General features: G+C 70.8%; 19 protein-coding genes and 3 tRNA genes. 10 read left to right on the forward strand and 12 right to left on the reverse strand.

Annotated features, from left to right (window positions below; translation table 11 throughout):
• Window positions 1-35: 35 nt before the first annotated feature.
• Entirely contained in the window at window positions 36-1,208 is a 1,173-nt protein-coding gene (locus BQ6202_RS12445; protein ID WP_072314719.1) for a zinc-dependent alcohol dehydrogenase, read from the forward strand.
• A 165-nt stretch (window positions 1,209-1,373) separates the two neighbouring features.
• Here the strand turns inward: BQ6202_RS12445 and BQ6202_RS12450 are convergent, their stop codons facing one another.
• A complete protein-coding gene (locus BQ6202_RS12450; protein ID WP_072314720.1) occupies window positions 1,374-2,003 on the reverse strand; it encodes a DUF6226 family protein in 630 nt (209 codons plus the stop codon).
• 64 nt (window positions 2,004-2,067) lie between these two features.
• A tRNA-Leu gene (locus BQ6202_RS12455) sits at window positions 2,068-2,151 on the reverse strand.
• A gap of 94 nt (window positions 2,152-2,245) precedes the next feature.
• Between BQ6202_RS12455 and BQ6202_RS12460 the strand changes: the two genes are divergently transcribed.
• The 7 genes from BQ6202_RS12460 to pknB all read left to right on the forward strand — a co-directional run bounded on the left by BQ6202_RS12460 (window position 2,246) and on the right by pknB (window position 11,290).
• Window positions 2,246-2,923, forward strand: a complete 678-nt coding sequence (locus tag BQ6202_RS12460; RefSeq protein WP_072314721.1) for an FhaA domain-containing protein — start codon at window positions 2,246-2,248, stop codon at window positions 2,921-2,923.
• Window positions 2,920-3,489, forward strand: a complete 570-nt coding sequence (locus BQ6202_RS12465; RefSeq protein ID WP_072314722.1) for an FHA domain-containing protein FhaB/FipA — start codon at window positions 2,920-2,922, stop codon at window positions 3,487-3,489. Before BQ6202_RS12460 ends, BQ6202_RS12465 begins: the two co-directional genes overlap by 4 nt.
• A gap of 2 nt (window positions 3,490-3,491) precedes the next feature.
• Window positions 3,492-4,733, forward strand: coding sequence for a PP2C family protein-serine/threonine phosphatase (locus tag BQ6202_RS12470; protein ID WP_072314723.1), 1,242 nt, complete (start codon window positions 3,492-3,494; stop codon window positions 4,731-4,733).
• Window positions 4,734-4,786: 53 nt separating this feature from the next.
• A complete protein-coding gene (locus tag BQ6202_RS12475) occupies window positions 4,787-6,151 on the forward strand; it encodes an FtsW/RodA/SpoVE family cell cycle protein (RefSeq protein WP_072315175.1) in 1,365 nt (454 codons plus the stop codon).
• A complete protein-coding gene (locus BQ6202_RS12480) occupies window positions 6,148-7,632 on the forward strand; it encodes a peptidoglycan D,D-transpeptidase FtsI family protein (RefSeq protein ID WP_234946211.1) in 1,485 nt (494 codons plus the stop codon). Before BQ6202_RS12475 ends, BQ6202_RS12480 begins: the two co-directional genes overlap by 4 nt.
• Entirely contained in the window at window positions 7,629-9,389 is a 1,761-nt protein-coding gene (locus tag BQ6202_RS12485) for a protein kinase domain-containing protein (RefSeq protein WP_072314724.1), read from the forward strand. The genes BQ6202_RS12480 and BQ6202_RS12485 overlap by 4 nt, the downstream gene beginning before the upstream one ends.
• Window positions 9,390-9,478: 89 nt before the next feature.
• Window positions 9,479-11,290, forward strand: coding sequence for a Stk1 family PASTA domain-containing Ser/Thr kinase (gene pknB, locus BQ6202_RS12490; RefSeq protein ID WP_143143727.1), 1,812 nt, complete (start codon window positions 9,479-9,481; stop codon window positions 11,288-11,290).
• Between the two features lie 45 nt (window positions 11,291-11,335).
• Here pknB and BQ6202_RS12495 read toward each other — a convergent pair whose 3' ends face one another.
• From BQ6202_RS12495 to BQ6202_RS12505, 3 genes are read right to left on the reverse strand one after another with little or no spacing between them, the layout of a single operon-like run.
• On the reverse strand, window positions 11,336-12,040 hold the full coding sequence (locus BQ6202_RS12495; RefSeq protein ID WP_072314725.1) for an anthranilate synthase component II: 705 nt from the start codon (window positions 12,038-12,040) through the stop codon (window positions 11,336-11,338).
• Window positions 12,037-12,252: a hypothetical protein gene (locus BQ6202_RS12500; protein ID WP_072314726.1), complete on the reverse strand. Its 216-nt coding sequence runs from the start codon at window positions 12,250-12,252 to the stop codon at window positions 12,037-12,039. Before BQ6202_RS12500 ends, BQ6202_RS12495 begins: the two co-directional genes overlap by 4 nt.
• Entirely contained in the window at window positions 12,252-12,998 is a 747-nt protein-coding gene (locus BQ6202_RS12505; protein ID WP_159433646.1) for a class E sortase, read from the reverse strand. Before BQ6202_RS12505 ends, BQ6202_RS12500 begins: the two co-directional genes overlap by 1 nt.
• 40 nt (window positions 12,999-13,038) lie before the next feature.
• Between BQ6202_RS12505 and BQ6202_RS12510 the strand changes: the two genes are divergently transcribed.
• Complete coding sequence (locus tag BQ6202_RS12510; protein ID WP_072314728.1) at window positions 13,039-13,302, forward strand: cell division protein CrgA; 264 nt, start codon at window positions 13,039-13,041, stop codon at window positions 13,300-13,302.
• A 106-nt stretch (window positions 13,303-13,408) separates the two neighbouring features.
• Here BQ6202_RS12510 and BQ6202_RS12515 read toward each other — a convergent pair whose 3' ends face one another.
• Window positions 13,409-14,218 (reverse strand): rhomboid family intramembrane serine protease, encoded by an 810-nt coding sequence (locus BQ6202_RS12515; protein ID WP_083587271.1) that lies wholly within the window; start codon window positions 14,216-14,218, stop codon window positions 13,409-13,411.
• Between the two features lie 63 nt (window positions 14,219-14,281).
• On the reverse strand, window positions 14,282-14,821 hold the full coding sequence (locus BQ6202_RS12520) for a peptidylprolyl isomerase (RefSeq protein WP_072314730.1): 540 nt from the start codon (window positions 14,819-14,821) through the stop codon (window positions 14,282-14,284).
• 181 nt (window positions 14,822-15,002) lie between these two features.
• Here BQ6202_RS12520 and BQ6202_RS12525 point away from each other — a divergent pair, with 181 nt between their 5' ends.
• Window positions 15,003-15,602 (forward strand): hypothetical protein, encoded by a 600-nt coding sequence (locus BQ6202_RS12525; RefSeq protein ID WP_072314731.1) that lies wholly within the window; start codon window positions 15,003-15,005, stop codon window positions 15,600-15,602.
• 64 nt (window positions 15,603-15,666) lie between these two features.
• Here BQ6202_RS12525 and BQ6202_RS12530 read toward each other — a convergent pair whose 3' ends face one another.
• The 5 genes from BQ6202_RS12530 to BQ6202_RS12550 all read right to left on the reverse strand — a co-directional run bounded on the left by BQ6202_RS12530 (window position 15,667) and on the right by BQ6202_RS12550 (window position 18,146).
• Complete coding sequence (locus BQ6202_RS12530) at window positions 15,667-15,852, reverse strand: hypothetical protein (protein WP_072314732.1); 186 nt, start codon at window positions 15,850-15,852, stop codon at window positions 15,667-15,669.
• Between the two features lie 41 nt (window positions 15,853-15,893).
• Window positions 15,894-16,328, reverse strand: a complete 435-nt coding sequence (locus BQ6202_RS12535; RefSeq protein ID WP_072314733.1) for an NUDIX hydrolase — start codon at window positions 16,326-16,328, stop codon at window positions 15,894-15,896.
• Window positions 16,329-16,368: 40 nt separating this feature from the next.
• Window positions 16,369-17,760 carry a threonine/serine exporter family protein gene (locus BQ6202_RS12540; RefSeq protein WP_072314734.1) on the reverse strand — a complete coding sequence of 464 codons (1,392 nt, stop codon included), beginning with the start codon at window positions 17,758-17,760 and terminating at the stop codon, window positions 16,369-16,371.
• Window positions 17,761-17,967: 207 nt separating this feature from the next.
• Window positions 17,968-18,040 (reverse strand) — tRNA-Ala (locus BQ6202_RS12545).
• A gap of 29 nt (window positions 18,041-18,069) precedes the next feature.
• A tRNA-Ile gene (locus BQ6202_RS12550) sits at window positions 18,070-18,146 on the reverse strand.
• Between the last annotated feature and the right edge of the window lie 32 nt (window positions 18,147-18,178).

Genomic DNA, 18,178 nt, shown 5'->3' on the forward strand with positions numbered 1-18,178 from the left:
GTCTTCATGTACCCCATTCACGTAGCGTCGGGCTCATGCGAGCACTCACCTGGCAGTCCAAGCGCACCGTCACCGTCGAGGAGGTGGCGGACCCGCGCATCGAGCAGCCGACCGATGTCGTCATCAGGGTCACGTCGACGGCGATCTGCGGCTCCGACCTGCACCTCTACGAGCTCTTCGGCCCGTTCCTCGACAAGGGCGACGTGCTCGGCCACGAGACGATGGGCATCGTCGAGGAGGTCGGCTCGGGCGTCACGTCGCTGACGCCCGGCGACCGCGTCGTCATCCCCTTCGTGATCGCGTGCGGCCACTGCTTCATGTGCTCGCGCGGCCTCACCACGCAGTGCGAGACGACGCAGAACCGCGACGAGGGCACGGGCGCCGCGCTCTATGGCTACACCTCGCTCTACGGCTCGGTGCCGGGCGGGCAGGCCGAGCGCCTGCGCGTGCCCTTCGCTGACTTCAACGCCACCAAGGTCGGCCTCGAGCTGCCCGACGACCGCTACCTGTTCCTCAGCGACATCCTGCCGACGGCGTGGCAGGGCGTCGCGTACGCCGACGTCCCCGAGGGCGGCACGCTCGCCGTGCTGGGGCTCGGGCCGGTCGGCCAGTTCGCGGCCCGCATCGGCCGGCACCTCGGCCACCGCGTGATCGGCGTCGACCCGGTGCCGGAGCGGCGGGCCATGGCTGAGCGCCACGGCATCGAGACGCTCGACATGGCGGGCGCGACTGAGGCGCTGCAGGAGGCCACCGACGGGCGCGGGCCCGACTCGATCGTCGACGCGGTCGGCATGGAGGCACACGGCTCGCCCGGGGCCGCGACCGCCCAGGCTGTCGTCGGCATGCTGCCGGACGCGCTGTCGAAGCCGATGATGCAGCACGGTGGGCTCGACCGGCTCTCTGCGCTGATGACCGCGTTCGACGCGGTGCGCCGCGGCGGCACCGTCTCGCTCAGCGGCGTCTACGTCGGCACGGCCGACCCGATCCCGATGATGACGCTGTTCGACAAGCAGCTGACGATCCGGATGGGGCAGTGCAACGTGCAGGCGTGGCGCGACACCCTGATGCCCCTCGTCGAGGATCCCTCCGACCCGCTGGGCACGCAGGACCTCGTCACGCACCGCGTGCCGCTCGACCGCGCACCCGAGATGTACGAGACCTTCCAGAAGAAGGACGACGGCTGCATCAAGGTCGTGCTGGAGCCCTGAGGCTGCGGGCGCGCGCTCCTTGCCCGCTGGTCGCCCTTCGGCCAGCTCAGGAGCCGGAGCGCGCGCCGCAGGCGCACGCTCCGCAGGTCGAGGAGCGCGCGCCGCAGGCGCACGCTCTGCAGGTCGAGGAGCGCGCGCCGCAGGCGCACGCGTCACGAGACCCCGTCACCCCACCCGCAAAGGCCACGCCTGCCACCCGTTCGGCCGCTCGCGCAGCCGCTCCTGCGCCGCATGCAGCCGCTCGGCCCCCAGCTCCTCTGCGTCCGCAGTCCCGGATCGCGAGCCCGACGCGAACTCCACCCGGTGGTGCACGCCGCGCGGCGTCACCGTCTCCTTGAGCCAGCCGCGCGCGACAGCGAGCACGAGATCCTCGAGCTCGCCGACGAGTCGCTCGACGTCCTCGTCGCAGGCGTCGCAGCCGCACGCGGGGAAGGCATCGAACTGCAGCACACCCGCGTGCACCATCACGCCCGGGAAGCGGGTGAGCACGATCGAGATCGGTGCGGCGACCCTGTCGCGCGGCGTCAGGCGCACGGCACGCACCACGTCCTCGGGTGGGTATGGCAGCGCCGCCGCGATCGCGGGCCCCTGCTCGAGATCGACCTCATAGGTCGCGACCAGATGCTCGACTAGCGCCTCGGCGACCCGCTGTAGCGGCGCGAAGCGCTCGGGATGCGTGACGCCCGAGTACGACTTCTCGGGCGGCTGCCGCCAGCGCTCCCCGAAGGGGACGAACTCGCCATCGGCGTCGCGGACGGACGGGATGACGATCTCGGGACGCACATAGGCGGGCATGGCTGCAGTCTGCAACAGCCCCCGGGCAAGCGAAAGGCCCCGGGGTGGAGCCCGGGGCCAATCGTGCGCGAGGGGGGACTTGAACCCCCACGTCCTTGCGGACACTGGCACCTGAAGCCAGCGCGTCTGCCAATTCCGCCACTCGCGCGAAGCCCTACGTTCGCAGGGCAACTCACCGAGAATATCAGGTTCTGAGCCGCGGCAGGTACGCTAACGGCGGCTGAAGGGAGGTGACGACACTCATGGGATTCCTCGACTCGATCGAACGTGGACTGGAGAAGGCCGTCAACGGCGCCTTCGCGAAGACGTTCCGCTCCGGCGTGGAGCCGGTGGAGATCGCGAGCGCGCTCAAGCGCGAGCTCGACACCCAGGCCAGCGTCGTCTCCCGCGACCGCATCCTGGTGCCGAACCACCTCACCGTGCGCCTCGCCCCCACCGACTTCCAGAAGCTGCGCCGCCTCGGTGACACCCTGCTCGACGAGCTCACGGGCACGCTCCAGACGCACGCCCGGCAGTCCGGCTACTCGTTCGCCGGCCCGATCGACCTCGGACTGGAGCCCGACGAGGGCCTCTCCACCGGCATGCTCGACATCCGCTCCGACAGCGAGGCGGGCGAGGTGGTCTGGATGGCCGTGGTCGACATCAAGGGCAAGCGCCACCGGCTGCGCAAGGGCAGCACGGTCATCGGCCGCGGCTCCGACGCCGACATCACCGTCGACGACGCCGGCGCCTCCCGCAAGCACGCCGAGATCATCTGGGACGGCACGCGCGCCCAGGTGAGCGACCTCGGCTCCACCAACGGCACCACGCTCAACGGCAGGGCGCTCAAGAGCGCGCTCCTCGAGCCCGACTCGATCATCGACATCGGCGCCACGCGGATCGTCTACCGCCTGCTGGCGCAGTCGAAGGAGCAAGCGTGAGCGAGCTGACCCTCATCATCATCAGGATCGGCTTCCTCGCCGTCCTGTGGCTGTTCATCTTCATCGTCCTCTACTCGCTCCGCAGCGACCTTTTCGGCCCGCGCCTCACCCCGCTCCAGCGGGTGGCGGTGGAGAGCCAGCGCACGCGCGAGACCGCGTCGCCGTCGAGCGGGCCGTCGATCGGGTCAGCGGATGCGCCCACGACGGTGAACGCGCGGGCGACCTCGGGTGCGGGGCCGGGCACCGCATCCGCCGCCCCGAGCGCCGAGCGCGGGCAGGCCGGCCGCATCGTCATCACCTCCGGCCCTCGCGCAGGGCTCGAGCTCGAGCTGCCGGAGACCGGCCTCACGATCGGCCGCTCGTCGGGCAGCGGGCTGCAGATCAAGGACGACTACACCTCGACGAACCACGCGAAGATCGTCCGCTGGCGCGACCAGTGGGTCGTGCAGGACCTCGGCTCCACCAACGGGACCTTCGTGGAGGGCAAGCGGATCAGCGAGTCGACCACCGTGCGGGTCGGCAGCTCGGTGCGCATCGGCACGACGACCTTCGAGCTGAGGCGCTGAGCTTGAGCGCACCGCTCGCGGCAGCGATCAGCCACGTCGGCCGGATCCGCACCGAGAACCAGGATTCCGGCTACGCCGGCTCCCGGCTCTACTTCGTCGCGGACGGCATGGGCGGGCACGCGGGCGGCGACGTCGCGAGCGCCATCGTCACTCGGAAGGCGCGCGAGGCCGACCGCGAGTACGAGACCGCCGAGGAGGCGGCCCAGACGCTCGCGGCAGCGCTCCGCGACGGCAACGACGCGCTGCAGCAGGCCATGCTCGAGCACCCCGAGCTCTCCGGCATGGGCACGACGGGCTCCGGCATCATCCGCGTGGGCGACCGCGTCGGCATCGCGCACATCGGCGACAGCCGCATCTACCGATACCGGGTCGGGGCGCTCGAGCAGATCAGCACCGACCACACCTTCGTGCAGAAGCTCGTCGATGCCGGTCGCATCACCCGCGAGGAGGCCGAGCACCACCCGCGCCGCAACGTCGTCATGCGCGTGCTCGGCAACGTGGAGCAGCACCCCGAGATCGACACGGCCGTCGAGCAGGCCCTGCCAGGGGACCGCTGGCTCGTCTGCTCCGACGGCCTCTCGAGCTACGTCGACGAGGAGCGCATCCGCGCGATCCTCGCCCAGGGGCTCGACACCCCCTCCACCGTGCAGCGGCTCGTCAACGAGTCGCTCTCGCGCGGGGCGCCCGACAACGTGACGGTCGTGCTATGCGACATCGACGAGCGGCACTCGTCGTCGATCCCGCCGACGACGGTCGGCTCTGCCGCTGCGCCCATCAGCTACGAGGCCGTCGAGCCCGAGCGCACCTCCGTCAGCCTCGGCCAGCTGATCATGCACCCGCGGCAGTCGCGCATGCAGCCGGCCTTCGAGCACTTCGAGCCCGAGAGCGAGGAGTTCCTGCAGGAGCTGCTCGCCGAGCAGCGCCGCATGCGCCGCAACCGCCAGCTGATCTGGAGCTTCGGCGCCCTCGTCGCCGTGATCGGCGTTGTCGTGCTGTCGACGATCTTCTACAACTGGACCCAGGACCGCTACTTCGTGGGTGCGAACGAGGCCGGCAACGTGGCGATCTACCAAGGCATCCAGCAGCAGATCGGGCCGATCGTGCTCGCGACCGAGGTCGAGGAGACCGACATCGCGGTCGAAGACCTGTCGCCCTTCAACCAGCGGAACGTCCAGGAGACGCTCTCCGCGGCCTCGCTCGAGGCTGCGCGCGCCATCGTCGAGCGATTGGAGCCGGCACCGTGACCGACCGCACCGCTCCGACGAGCCTCAACAAGGTCAGCCTCCAGACCGGCAGCCTGCAGCTGCGCGACGTCACCGAGGCCATCAAGGTGCGCATCCGCAACCCTGCGAAGCTGCGCAACCTCGAGCTGTTCCTGCTGCTCATCGCGTGGGCGATCGGCGGCGCCGCGATGGTGCTGGTGCAGCTGGGCGCGCTGCAGCGCATCGACATCTTCCCGCTGCAGCTCGCCGCTGGGCTCGGCATCCTCACCTTCGCCATGCACATCGCGCTGCGCGTCGTGGCGCGCGAGGCCGACGCGATCATCCTGCCCGTGGCGACCGTGCTCAACGGCCTCGGCATCGCCATGATCTACCGCATCGACATCGGCGAGGGCCTGACGGGCTGGGATTCCGCCGCGATGCGGCAGATCGTCTGGACCGCGCTCGCGCTCGTCACCGCGATCGCCGCGATCGTGCTGATCCGAAACCACCGCGTGCTGGCGCGCTACCGCTACGTCGCGATGGCGGTCGCCCTCATCCTGCTGGTGCTGCCGCTCATCCCCGGCCTCGGCCGCACGATCAACGGCGCGACCGTCTGGATCAGCGTCGGCGGCTTCGCGTCGTTCCAGCCGGGAGAGCTCGCGAAGATCGCCCTGGCGATCTTCTTCGCCGGCTACCTGATGACCGCGCGCGACTCCCTCTCCGTGGTCGGCAGGCGCTTCTTGGGCATCCGCTTCCCGCGGCTGCGCGACCTGGGCCCGATCCTCCTCGTCTGGGGGATGTGCATGCTCGTGCTCGTCTTCCAGCGCGACCTCGGCACCGCGATGCTCTACTTCGGCCTGTTCCTCGTGATGATCTACGTCGCGACCGGGCGGCGCTCCTGGATGTTCATCGGCGTCGGCCTCGTCGCCGTCGGCGGTGTCGCCGCCTACTTCTCGCTCGGCTACGTGCAGCGGCGGATCCACGCCTGGGTGCACGCCTTCGACCCCGAGGTCTTCCTGGCCCCGGGCGGCTCGTACCAGATCGTGCAGGGCGTCTTCGGGATGGCGCACGGCGAGCTGCTCGGCACCGGCCTCGGGCTCGGGCGCCCCGGCCTGACCCCGTACGCCAACAGCGACTACATCATCCCGTCGCTCGGCGAGGAGCTCGGCCTGACCGGCATGTTCGCCATCCTGGGCCTCTACCTGGTCCTCGTCTCGCGCGGCCTGCGCATCGGCTTCCAGGGGCCGGACGACTTCACGAAGCTGCTGGGCGTGGGCCTGGCCTTCGTGATCGCGCTGCAGGTGTTCATCGTCGTCGGCGGCGTGACCCGCCTCATCCCCCTCACGGGGCTGACGACGCCGTTCCTGGCCGCCGGCGGCTCGTCGCTGCTGGCCAACTGGCTCATCGTCGCGCTGCTGCTGAGGCTGAGCGACTCGGTGCGCGGAAGGGGGATCGCATGAGCGACGCCTCGAACGACCAGAGCATGCGGCGCCCGATCCGGCACGTCAGCACGCTGCTGCTGGTGATGTTCGTCGGGCTCTTCGGCTCGTCGACCATGATCCAGGCGGTGCAGGCCGACTCGCTGCACGCCGACGATCGCAACACCCGCTCGCTCTACGACTCCTTCGCGGTCGAGCGCGGCTCGATCGTCGTCGACGGCGTGCAGGTCGCGCTCTCCGTGCCCTCCGACGACGAGTACGAGTGGCAGCGGCAGTACCCGATGGGTGAGCTCTACTCGCACATCACGGGCTACAACACCCTCGGGCAGGGCAACCGCGGCATCGAGGACGCGATGAACGACGAGCTGACGGGCACGGCCAACAGCCAGTTCCTCGACCAGATCGTCGCGACCATCACCGGTCAGGACGCCGCCGGCTCCTCGGTCGAGCTGACGATCGACCACGAGGCGCAGCAGGCGGCCGCGGATGCGCTGGGCGGCAGGAACGGCGCGGTCGTCGCGCTCGACCCCGAGTCCGGCGACGTGCTCGCGATGTACTCGAGCCCCACCTTCGACCCCAACGCCTTCGCCAGCCACAACACCGCGGCGGTGCAGCAGCTGCACGACCAGCTCGTGAACGACCCCGCGGACCCGCTGCAGAACCGAACGGTCGAGGGCGACCTCTACTTCCCCGGCTCGGTCTTCAAGGTCGTCGTGCTCGCCGCGGCGCTCGAGTCCGGCCGCTACACGCTCGACTCCGAATTCGAGAACCCCGAGACCCTCACGCTGACCGGCTCCACGCGCGAGATCCGCAACGCCTCGCGCTCGACGTGCGGGCCCGGCGAGACCGTGACGCTCGAGACCGCCTTCATCCTGTCCTGCAACATCCCCTTCGCGCAGCTCGGCGAGGAGCTCGGCGAGGATGCCATCGCGCGGCAGGCAGCGGCGCTCGGCTACGGCCAGGGCCTCGAGATCCCGGTGCCCGTCGCACCGAGCACCTACCCGACCGACCTCGAGCCGTCGCAGCTGCAGCTGACGTCCTTCGGCCAGTTCGAGGTGCGCGTGACGCCGCTGCAGATCGCGATGACGACCGCGGCGATCGCGAACGATGGCACGATGATGCGGCCGAACATGGTCGATCGCGTCCTCGCGCCGAACCTCGACGTGCTCGCAGAGCCCGAGGCCACCATCCTCGGCAACCCCGTCACGGCGGATGTCGCGGCGCAGATGCGTGCGACGATGGAGCTGGCCGTGCAGGAGGGCCTCGCGACGAACGCGCAGATCCAGGGCGCCACGGTCGGTGGCAAGACCGGCACGGCCGAGAACAACGTCGAGACCGACGCACCCTTCAACCTGTGGTTCACGGGGTACGGAGAACTGGACGACAGGAGCGTGGCGGTCGCCGTCGTGGTCGTGCCAGATGAGAACATCGTCGGTGACACTTCAAACGTGATCGCCGCGCCAATCGGGAGAGCAGTGATCGAGGCGGTGCTGAACTCATGAGACCATCCAGCGGACTCACCTTCGGTGGGCGATACCAGCTGACCAGTCGCATCGCGATCGGCGGCATGGGCGAGGTGTGGCAGGCGACCGATCAGGTCATCGGGCGCACCGTCGCACTGAAGATCCTCAAAGACGAGTACATGGGCGACCCCGGGTTCCTGGAGCGCTTCCGCGCCGAGGCCCGCCACGCCGCGCTCGTCAACCACGAGGGCATCGCCAACGTCTTCGACTACGGCGAGGAAGAGGGCAGCGCCTTCCTCGTGATGGAGCTCGTGCCGGGCGAACCGCTCAGCGCGATCCTCGACCGGGACCGCACGCTGTCGGCCGACAAGGTGCTCGACATCGTCGCGCAGACCTCTGCCGCGCTGCACGCCGCCCACCAGGCCGGGCTCGTGCACCGCGACATCAAGCCGGGCAACCTGCTGATCACGCCAGAGGGTCGCGTCAAGATCACCGACTTCGGCATCGCGCGCATCGCCGACCAGGTGCCGCTCACCGCAACCGGCCAGGTGATGGGCACGGTGCAGTACCTCTCGCCCGAGCAGGCCTCCGGCCAGCAGGCAGCGCCCTCGACCGACATCTACTCGCTGGGCATCGTCGCCTACGAGGCCCTGGCCGGCCGTCGGCCGTTCACGGGTGAGTCGCAGGTCGCCATCGCGATGGCGCACATCAACGACTCCCCGCCCGACCTGCCGGGCTCGGTGCCGGAGCCGGTGCGCAACCTGGTGCTGTCGTGCATCGCGAAGACCCCGGCAGATCGCCCGACCTCCGCGGCACACCTCTCGCGCGCGGCCACCATGCTGCGCCGCGGCGACATCGCCGGCGCCGCGGCGATCGTGCCGGGCATCGCCTCGACCGACTCGTTCGCGACCATCGACTCGCCCACGCAGGCGGCCACCCGCGTGATCACGACGCAGTCGACCCCCGTGACGGCAGCGCTCCCGGTGGCAGGCACGACGGCCACGCGGCAGGTCGCGGAGCGTCGACGCACGAACCCGTGGATCTGGCCCGTCGTGATCCTCGCCCTGCTGCTCGTCGCGGCGGGCGTGGCGATCGCGATGATGCTCATCAACGGGCAGCGCGACGAGCCGCAGCCGACCGAGTCGTCGCAGGTTCCGGAGGAGCCGGGCGAGGTCACCATCGACCTCGCCGACTTCGAGGGGCTGACCGAGACGGAGTTCCGCAACGCGATCGAGGCGCTCGACCTGGTCGCGAGCGTCACGACAGGCGACCCCGCCACGAGTCCCGAGGATGTCGCGCGCATCTATGCTGTCGACCCGACCGGGCCTGTGCCCGTCGGCTCCACGGTGACCGGCACCATCCATGCCCCCGTCGCAGCCCTCGACGACCCGACCACCCCGCCGCGGATGGCGGGCGACGAGGACCCGGAGGCGCTCAGCACCGGGACGCCGTACACGGTGGTCTGGGACGCGGCGACGTGCCCGGCGGACTACACGCTCGCCGGCTACGACGTGCTGATCGAGTGGGCGGCCGGCACGCCGGAGACCCTGCAGCAGACGGCCGCCGAGCTGCGCATCACGCAGATGCCGGCCGGCCCCAACGAGGTGTCCTACGCCTTCCGCTGCGACTCCGCCTCCGGCGAGACCCTGACGAGCGGCTTCTCGCCGTCGCTGACGATGGTGGCCACCGCGCCGGAGGAGACGCCCGAGCCGACGCCGGACCCCACGCCGGACCCGACCCCCGAGCCGACGGAGCCGATCGAGACGACGCCGGTGGAGGACCCCGAGGGCCCCTGATCGGTCGTTGACGTAGAATCGACCGACCCGGGCGATGCCTGGGCAGCAGGCCCGAGCCCCGCGCGGGCGCACGAGGAGAAGGAGCGGCGATGACCGACAGCATCATCGCGTCGCTGCGGACGCTCGGCGACCGGTACGAGATCGGCGACCTCATCGGTCAGGGTGGCATGGCCGAGGTGCACCTCGCGCGCGACACCCGGCTCGACCGGCAGGTCGCGGTCAAGCTGCTGAAGCCGGAGCTGTCGAAGGACCCCGAGTTCCGCACGCGGTTCCGCCAGGAGGCCCAGTCGGCGGCGCGCATGTCGCACCCGACGGTCGTGCGCGTCTTCGACGCGGGCGAGGAGCCGACCGTCGATGCCCACGGCGATCCGGCGGCCGTGCCGTACATCGTCATGGAGTACGTCGACGGGCGCATGGTGAAGGACATCATCGCCGAGGGGCCGCTGCCTGAGGCCGAGGCGGTGCGCATCACCAAGGGCATCCTCACGGCCCTCGAGTACTCCCACCGGGCTGGCATCGTGCACCGCGACATCAAGCCCGGCAACGTCATGGTCACCCCCGGCGGGCAGATCAAGGTGATGGACTTCGGGATCGCGCGCGCCGTCAGCGAGACGAGCGCCAACGTCGCCCAGACCGGCACGATCCTCGGCACCGCCGGCTACTTCTCCCCCGAGCAGGCCCGCGGCGAGTCCGTCGATGCTCGCACCGATCTCTACTCCACCGGCGTCATCCTCTTCGAGCTGCTGACGGGCCGGCCGCCCTTCTCGGCCGACACGGCTGTCGGCGTCGCCTACCAGCACGTGGCCGAGGAGCCGCCCACCACCTCCTCCATCACGCCCGGCATCACGCCGGAGATGGACTCGGTCGTGACGAAGGCGCTGCGGAAGCCGCGCGATGACCGATTCCAGTCGGCGACGGAGTTCAAGCAGTCGCTCGACGACGCGCTCGACGGCACCCTCGTGCCCTTCGAGGCCCCGCAGACCGCCGCGGTCGAGATCGGCGCCGCGACGACGATGTTCGCCGCTCTCACCGCCGACGACGCGATGCCTGAGCCCGCGCCGGTCGTCGACCGATCGCGCCGGCCGCACCTGGCCTGGCTCTGGGCCGCGGTCGCGCTGATCGCGGTGCTCGTCGTCGGCGCCGGCGTCTGGGCGTTCAGCCTCGGCCAGCTGCCGCTCGTCGGGCTCTCCGCGGCGGTGCCGGAGGTCGTCGGCCTCTCGGAGGACGAAGCGGTCGCCGAGGTCGAGGCGGCGCGACTCTCCGCCGAGGTGCGCCTCACGGTCGACGCGGCGCCGGCCGGCACGGTGCTGCGCTCCGAGCCCGCGGCAGGCGTCAACCTCGCCATCGACGCGCCCGTCACGCTCATCGTCTCGAACGGGCCCCCGCCCGAGCCGCTCATGAGCGTCGCGAACCTCACGGAGGCGCAGGCGCGGCAAGCGCTCGAGGCCGCCGGCTACACGGTGGGCGAGGTCACGCGAGCTGCGTCGCAGGATGTCGCGGCCGATCTCGTCGTCAGCACCGACCCGAGCGCCGGCACCTCGGTGTCGCAGGGTGCGGTGATCGACCTGGTCCTCTCGAACGGCCTCGTGACGGTCGGCGACGTGACCGGTCAGCCGATCGCCGCAGCGGCCGACGAGATGCAGGCGCTCGGCCTCACGGTCGAGCGTCGCTACACCGTGCGCTGCATGGGCGGCGACGTCGTCGAGCAGTCGCTCGCCCCCGGCGATCACCCGCAGGGCAGCACGATCACGCTGCTCTACTGCAACGGCCAGCCCGCGCCCGACCCGGTGGAGACACCGGAGCCGACCGAGTCCGATGAGGAGCCCGGGAACGGTGGAGGCGACGGCGGTGGCGAGGGTGAGGGCGGCGGCGAAGGCGGCGGCGAGGGCGACGAGGGCTGAGGCCCCGCGGCGGCCGCTCGGGTCGGACCGCGCAGATCGAAGCCCTCAGGCCACGTGGTCGGGCGGCGGTGCGAGCGTGACGAGCGGTGCCCGGCCGGCGGCGCGCTCCGCGGCTCCGGTGAGCCCGGCGGCCTCGAGCCAGTTGCCCAACATGCGGTACCCGCCCTCGGTCAGCACCGACTCCGGGTGGAACTGCACGCCCCACACCGGCGCCTGGCGGTGCTCGATGGCCATGATGACACCGGGGCCCTCCGCGCCTGCGCTCGCCGCGGCGCGCGCCGAGCCCGTGACCGCATCCGCGGCCGCAGTGCGCGCGGTGACGCGCAGCACCTCCGGCACGGTGCCCTCGACGATCGCGAGCGAGTGGTAGCGGGTCGCGATGAGCGGGCTCGGCAGCCCCTCGAAGACGGTCGTGCCGTCGTGCTCGACGTCGCTCGTCTTGCCGTGCATCAGCTCGGGAGCGTGCGTCACGACGCCCCCGAGCGCCTCGGCGATCGCCTGGTGGCCCAGGCAGACGCCGAGCAGCGGCGTGCGGGAGGCGATGGCCGCGTGCACCATCGGGATCGAGACGCCCGCATCGACCGGCGCGCCCGGCCCGGGTGACAGCAGCACCGCATCCCAGTCCGCGATCGACGCGGCCTCGACCTCGTCGTTGCGGCGCACCACCACCTCGGCACCCAGCTCCTCGAGGTAGCCGGCGAGGGTGTAGACGAACGAGTCGAAGTTGTCGACGACGAGGATGCGAGTCATGCGGCTTCCGTGCTGGGTGCGGGCGAGTGGGATGCGGGGGGCGCCGAGGCGGCTGCGTCGAGCACCGGGTCGGGTGTCGGGAAGTACTCCTGCATGACCCACGGGTAGACGTGGAAGATCATGAGGTAGGCGACGCCGGCGAGGAGCGCGAGCGTGAGGACGAGCTTGAGCGGCCAGGGACCGGGCAGGATGCGCCAGAGACCTGCGTACATCAGGCCCTCCCCAGCGTCTCGGCGAGCTCTGCCGGCATGCCGTCGTCGAGGCTCTGCCACCCGACGAAGGTCGCGTAGGCGATCAGACGCCCCTGGGCCGACCACTCGGGGTTGCAGGTGGTGAGCGTCAGGTAGCGGCCGTCGGCCGGGGTCTGGGGCTGCTGCGGCACCGGAGCCACGACGCCGACGCCGGAGGGAGCGACGTACTCGTGGTTGCGGAACTCGTAGACGTACCAGGCCTCGTTCGTCTTCACGTACACGCGGTCCCCGACGCGCATCTCGTCCAGGTGGGTGAACGGGCCTCCCTGGCCGTTGCGATGCCCGGCGACCGCGAAGTTCCCGAGCTCCCCCGGCATCGCCGAGTCGCTGTAGTGCGCGAGCCCCTGCTGCAGCGAGTCGAGCACCTGCCTGCTCGTGCCCTGGCCGACGGCGCGCTCGAACTCGCCGAGCCGCGGGATGTACATGACGGCGAAGGTCTCGGTGTCGCCCGGCACGGCCTCGGCGGGCGGCTCGTCGGTGCGCAGCTCGACGTCCGGCGCGGCGACGGTGCTGGGGCCGAGCTCTGCGGCGACCTCCTGCGCGGCCTGCTGCTGCTGGCCGCCGAGCACCGCATCCGCGAGCCAGATCTGCCAGCCGGCGTAGCCGAGCGCGAGCACCCCGAGCGTCAGGAGCAGCTCGCCCAGCACGCTCGCGAACGTGGCACGGCGCCGCGGGCGACGCCGGCGATCCCCCTGGTGCCTGGCCACGGGATCAATCCTAGGCCTCGGCTGCATTACCATGGGCTGCATGAGCCCCAGCGAGAAGTCTGTCGAGAAGGCGTCGGCTGCGAAGTCCAAGCAGAGCCGCGAGCGCAACCCTCACGACGAGCAGCGCAACCCCGCGTGGTTCAAGCCGGTGATGTTCGGCTTCATGGCGGTGGGCTTCCTCTGGGTGATCGTCTACTACATCTCGGGCACGACCCTGCCGGTGCCATCGCTCGGCGCCTGGAACATCGTCGTGGGCTTCGTCGTGATGTTCATCGGCTTCATCATGACCACTCGCTGGAAGTAGCGCGAACTACACCGATGTAGTTCTCCCCAGGTGTGGATAGATCTGTGGAGAACTCCGAAGGAGCCTGAGGAGGCCTCGGCCTCGGCCGCTGCCGTCTCGAAGCCCCTCAGAGGATGAGCGCGATCCGGATCGCGAACAGCGCCGCCAGCACGAGCGTGACGCCACCGATGACGAGCCAGGCCGCCTTCGTCGCCTGATCGCCGCGCATCCGCTTGTGCACCGCACCGATGCCGAAGCCGAGCGCCAAGCCGATCACGAGGCCGCCGACGTGCGCGGGCCACGAGATGCCGCCGAACATGAAGGTGATGACGAGGTTGATGCCGACCATCACCAGCAGCGCCGGCTGCACTCGCCCGATCATGCGCTGCATGCCGATCATCATGCCGAAGAGCGCGTAGATCGCGCCCGATGCGCCGACCACGGCCGACATCGGCGTCAGCCACGACACCGCGACCGCAGCGCCGGCGGCACTCACGACGTAGGCCGCGAGGAAGGGGAGCTTGCCGATGCGCTCCTCGATCGAGGGCCCGACCATGTAGAGCACGAGCATGTTGAACGCGAGGTGCAGCACGCTCGCATGCACGAGCGCGTAGGTCACGAAGCGCCAGGGCTCGGCCAACGAGTAGCCGAGGAAGTACAGCAGCGAGCCCGAGAGGTCGCCCGGGAGGATCTGCAGGGCACCGACGATCGCCGTCACCGCGATGATCGCGATCGTGACGGGCGCGGGCTGCGCGAGCCACTGGCGCATGCGCACGCCGACCGCCGTGCGCGGCCCGCCGTGCGCGACGCGCGTCTCGCGGTGGAGCGTGCGCTGCTCCTGCGCGAGCTCGCGCACGCACTCGGGGCAGCGCGAGCCGACGGGAGCCTGCTGCTGGCACTCGCCGCAGATCGTGCGGCCGCAGCGGGAGCACAGCACCCAGCTGACCCGATCAGGGTGCCGGTAGCACCGGTCAGCTGGGGCTGCTGCGCTCACGGGGGGTCAGGCCTGCTGGATGTCGACCGACTCGATCACGACATCCTCGAGGGGCTTGTCGCGGCCATCGGTCGGCACGGCCTGGATCGCGTCGACGACGCGCTGCGAGGCGTCGTCCTCGATGAGGCCGAAGATCGTGTGCTTGCCCTGCAGCCAGGGGGTGGCGACCGTGGTGATGAAGAACTGCGAGCCGTTGGTGCCGCGACCGGCGACCTTGCCGGCGTTCGCCATCGCGAGCACGTAGGGCGCGTTGAACGTGAGGTCGGGGTGGATCTCGTCGTCGAACTGGTAGCCGGGGCCGCCGACGCCCTGCCCGAGCGGGTCGCCGCCCTGGATCATGAAGTCGGGGATGATGCGGTGGAAGACGACGCCGTCGTAGAGGGGCGCGGTCGACGTCGCACCGGTCTGCGGGTGCGTCCACTCGCGCGCGCCGGTGGCGAGGTCGGTGAAGTTCTTGACGGTGATGGGGGCGTGGTCGCCGAGGAGGTTGACCTTGATCTCGCCGAGGTTGGTGCGGATCGTTGCGACAGCGGTGTGGTGAGCCATGGCTCGATCCTCCCATAGGAGGGTGCGGCAGAGGCCGCCGCGAGCACCAGGTTCGTGCACAGCGAAACCTGGCCTCCGGGCGCTCCGTCGCGGCACCCTGGGAGCGTGCCCGACCACTGGGTGCCGCATCCAGGAAAACCTGCGAGGATGACGCCCAGGCTTCGACCACGGAAGGACAGCCATGTCACTCGAACTCTCGCGCAAGCGCGCCAAGGAGATCAAGAAGCTCCGCAAGCAGGCCGACAAGCTCTGGGCCGAGCAGCGCGCGGTGAGCCACCACGCAGCTGAGATCGCTCGTCGCGCCAAGGACCAGGCTCGCGCCTACAGCAACGAGTCGCTCGTGCCCGCGGCCGAGCGCGCGGTGAACCGCAGCGTCGACGCGGGTCGCGACGGCCTCTCGAAGGCCACCCGCGGCTGGAACCGCAGCGTCGTCCCCGCGATCGCGACCGGTCTCGGCTCCTTCGCCGCCATGGCGCAGGTCGCCAAGGACGACCGAGTGAAGGGCGCCATCGAGAACGTCCGCAAGTACGCGACCGTGCCGGAGATCGCTCCCGCGCACTCGCACCGCTCCGGCCCCAATGCCATCCAGTGGGTGCTCATCGGCGTCGGCGCTGTCGCCGTGGTCGGCGCAGCCTACGCCGCGTGGCAGACGCTGCGCGCGGACGACGACCTCTGGATCCCGGACGCCGAGGACTCCTCGAGCGACGCATCCACGCGCTCCTCGAGCCAGCCCTCGGGCGGCCTGACCGACGGCCCGGAGGCCGGCGCACCGCAGGCCTGATCAGACGCACGACGAAGGGGCCCCGCCAGCTGGCGGGGCCCCTTCGTCGTGCGATCGGTGCCCCTCAGCCCTGGGTCAGACCGATGAGCACCAGCACCCCGCCGCCCACCAGCAGCCCCGCCGAGAGCAGGAACGAGCGCATCCGCCGCTCTGGCTCCCTGCCCTCACGGATGGTGCGGAAGATGTCGAAGCCGCTGACGACGCAGCAGGCGATCATGAGGCCGAAGCCGATGACGATGAGTGGATGCATGGTGGGGCTCTGTGGGTCGGTCGGGGCGGGCGGTCGGGCGGTCAGCGCAGCGGGCTGCCGGCGTCGTCGAGGTGGCGCAGCGCCCAGTCGACCGCGTGCACGTGGCGCAGCTGCGGGACGCGGTCGAGCGGATGCCAGGCGACGTCGTCGGTCGTGCCGTCGACCTCGATGGCGAGCTCGCCGCCGGTGATCTCGGCTCTGTAGAGTATGCGCAGGGCCTGCAGCGCATCGCCGCGCCTGGACTCCGGCAGCACTGCCGAGTCGACGCCGAGCAGGCCCGTGAGCCGCACGTCGTAGCCCGTCTCCTCGTTGACCTCGCGCACGGCCCCGTCGGCTGGGTGCTCGCCGGGCTCCACGCCGCCGCCGGGGAGCGTCCATCCGCTCATCCCGTTCTCGTTCCAGTGCGGCAGGAGGATCTCGCGGTCGGCGCCCTCGCCCCTCGTGATGAGGGCGTAGGCGGCCACTCGCATGCGCATCCGCCCATCCTAGGGTGCGGACGGGGGCGCCGAGCGGGGTTCAGCGGATGCGGCCGCGAGAGCGCACGCGGCTCTCCATGGTGTCGCGCAGCGGCGCCCCGAGGAACAGGCCGAGCGACGAGCCGGCGGCGAGCGCGATGCCGATCGAGCCGGCGACGATGAGCGTCGCGACACCGAGCACGAGGCTCTCGGCGCTGCCATCCGACTCGACGAGCTCGAGCAGACCGCGGAAGACGGCCGAGCCCGGCACCATCGGCACGATCGCCGCGGTGGTGACCGCGATCGACGGCACGTGCAGTCGGTGCGCGATCAGGATGCCGATGAAGCTCGCGATGAGCGCGCCGATGCCGCTCGCGACCGCGACCTCGAGGCCCCCCGTCGCGGACACCGAGTAGCCGGCCCACGCGATGCAGCCGAGCAGCGCGCTCACCACGATGGTGCGCAGCCCGGCGCCGTTCCAGATCGCCACGGTGATCGCGATGACGATCACCCCGGCGAACTGCAGCGGCAGCGGCCCGAGCGCCGTCGCCTCGCTCGAGACGACGAAGCCCATGCCGAGCGAGCGAGCCACCCAGAGCCCACCGACGATGCCGATGACGACGCCGAGCGTCAGGAGCGCGAGGTCCAGGATCCGGCCGCCTGCCGTCAGGGCGAACCCGTCGATGGCATCCTGCGCCGCGCCCACGACCGACATGCCGGCGAGCATCAGGACGATGCCGGCAGCGACGATGATCGACGGCCGCGCATCCTCGAGCAGCGGCACGCCCAGCTGCGCGAGCCAGTTCGTGATCGCCGCGATCGTCGTGACGACGAAGGCGCCGACGATCTGCGAGAAGAAGAACGGCATGCGGATGCGCGACATCAGTCGCTGCGCCATGGCGGCGCAGCAGGCGGCCACGAACGCGACCGCGGCGATCACCGGTGAGGCGCCGAACAGCAGCGCGACGCCCACGGTGAGGAGGCCCTGCGCGAGCACGATGAACGCCGCGCGGTACATGAAGGGCAGGCGCCGGATCGCGTGGAACCGCGAGCGCGCCTGCTCGAGCTCGAGGCCGCCCTCGATCTCTGCCACGAGCGCCTGCAGCTTCTGCAGCTTCGAGTGGTCGGGCACCGGCGCGCGCACGACGCGCAGCAGCGTGATCGGCAGGTCGGTGTCGTGGCGGTGGTACGAGACGGTGATCGAGTTGTAGGTCACGTCGACGTGCACGGGCTGGATGCCGAGAGCGGCCGAGACGCGGATCGTCGCGAGCGCGACGTCGTTGGCGGACGCGCCGACCGCGGTGAGCGCCTCGGCGATGCGCATCGCGAGGTCGATGACCTTCCGCGCGTAGACCTCGTCGATCGTGAGGATCGCCTCGGTCATGGGTCGTGCGGTCGCGTCCGTGCGGATCGCGCCCACGATCCGCCGCCGCCAGTCTCGCCGCCTGTCCATCGCATCCATCCTCGCATCTCGGCGCGACCGCCTCGCCGGTCGCCGACGCGTCCTGAGCAGAGGACGCGCGTTGCCCAGCAGCCGATCCGTCCTCTGCTCGGCACGCATCCCCGATCCGTCCTCTGCTGGAGAAGGTAGGCGGATGGGAGGGCGCGGGCGATCGCGGGCGCGACGAGAGAAGCCCGGCCAGTGGCCGGGCTTCTGATGTGGAGCCTGGGAGAATCGAACTCCCGACATCCTGCTTGCAAAGCAGGCGCTCTACCAACTGAGCTAAGGCCCCGTGGCATCTGCATGCCGTGGGATCGTGCTTGGTGGGGCTACATGGACTCGAACCATGGACCTCTTCGTTATCAGCGAAGCGCTCTAACCGCCTGAGCTATAGCCCCAAGCACAAGCATCGACTCTACCATGTCTGGGC

The organism is Agrococcus sp. Marseille-P2731 (assembly GCF_900117395.1).
Taxonomy (GTDB): domain Bacteria; phylum Actinomycetota; class Actinomycetes; order Actinomycetales; family Microbacteriaceae; genus Agrococcus.

Excerpts from the sequence above, each read along its gene's own strand:
- BQ6202_RS12530 (WP_072314732.1), bottom strand. The coding sequence starts at position 15,852 with ATGCATCCACTCATCGTCATCGGCTTCGGCCTCATGATCGCCTGCTGC.
- BQ6202_RS12525 (WP_072314731.1), top strand. The coding sequence starts at position 15,003 with ATGTCACTCGAACTCTCGCGCAAGCGCGCCAAGGAGATCAAGAAGCTC.
- BQ6202_RS12500 (WP_072314726.1), bottom strand. The coding sequence starts at position 12,252 with ATGTACGCAGGTCTCTGGCGCATCCTGCCCGGTCCCTGGCCGCTCAAG.
- BQ6202_RS12540 (WP_072314734.1), bottom strand. The coding sequence starts at position 17,760 with ATGGACAGGCGGCGAGACTGGCGGCGGCGGATCGTGGGCGCGATCCGC.
- BQ6202_RS12510 (WP_072314728.1), top strand. The coding sequence starts at position 13,039 with ATGAGCCCCAGCGAGAAGTCTGTCGAGAAGGCGTCGGCTGCGAAGTCC.
- BQ6202_RS12485 (WP_072314724.1), top strand. The coding sequence starts at position 7,629 with ATGAGACCATCCAGCGGACTCACCTTCGGTGGGCGATACCAGCTGACC.
- BQ6202_RS12480 (WP_234946211.1), top strand. The coding sequence starts at position 6,148 with ATGAGCGACGCCTCGAACGACCAGAGCATGCGGCGCCCGATCCGGCAC.
- BQ6202_RS12520 (WP_072314730.1), bottom strand. The coding sequence starts at position 14,821 with ATGGCTCACCACACCGCTGTCGCAACGATCCGCACCAACCTCGGCGAG.
- BQ6202_RS12450 (WP_072314720.1), bottom strand. The coding sequence starts at position 2,003 with ATGCCCGCCTATGTGCGTCCCGAGATCGTCATCCCGTCCGTCCGCGAC.
- BQ6202_RS12445 (WP_072314719.1), top strand. The coding sequence starts at position 36 with ATGCGAGCACTCACCTGGCAGTCCAAGCGCACCGTCACCGTCGAGGAG.
- pknB (WP_143143727.1), top strand. The coding sequence starts at position 9,479 with ATGACCGACAGCATCATCGCGTCGCTGCGGACGCTCGGCGACCGGTAC.
- BQ6202_RS12495 (WP_072314725.1), bottom strand. The coding sequence starts at position 12,040 with ATGACTCGCATCCTCGTCGTCGACAACTTCGACTCGTTCGTCTACACC.
- BQ6202_RS12535 (WP_072314733.1), bottom strand. The coding sequence starts at position 16,328 with ATGCGCATGCGAGTGGCCGCCTACGCCCTCATCACGAGGGGCGAGGGC.
- BQ6202_RS12460 (WP_072314721.1), top strand. The coding sequence starts at position 2,246 with ATGGGATTCCTCGACTCGATCGAACGTGGACTGGAGAAGGCCGTCAAC.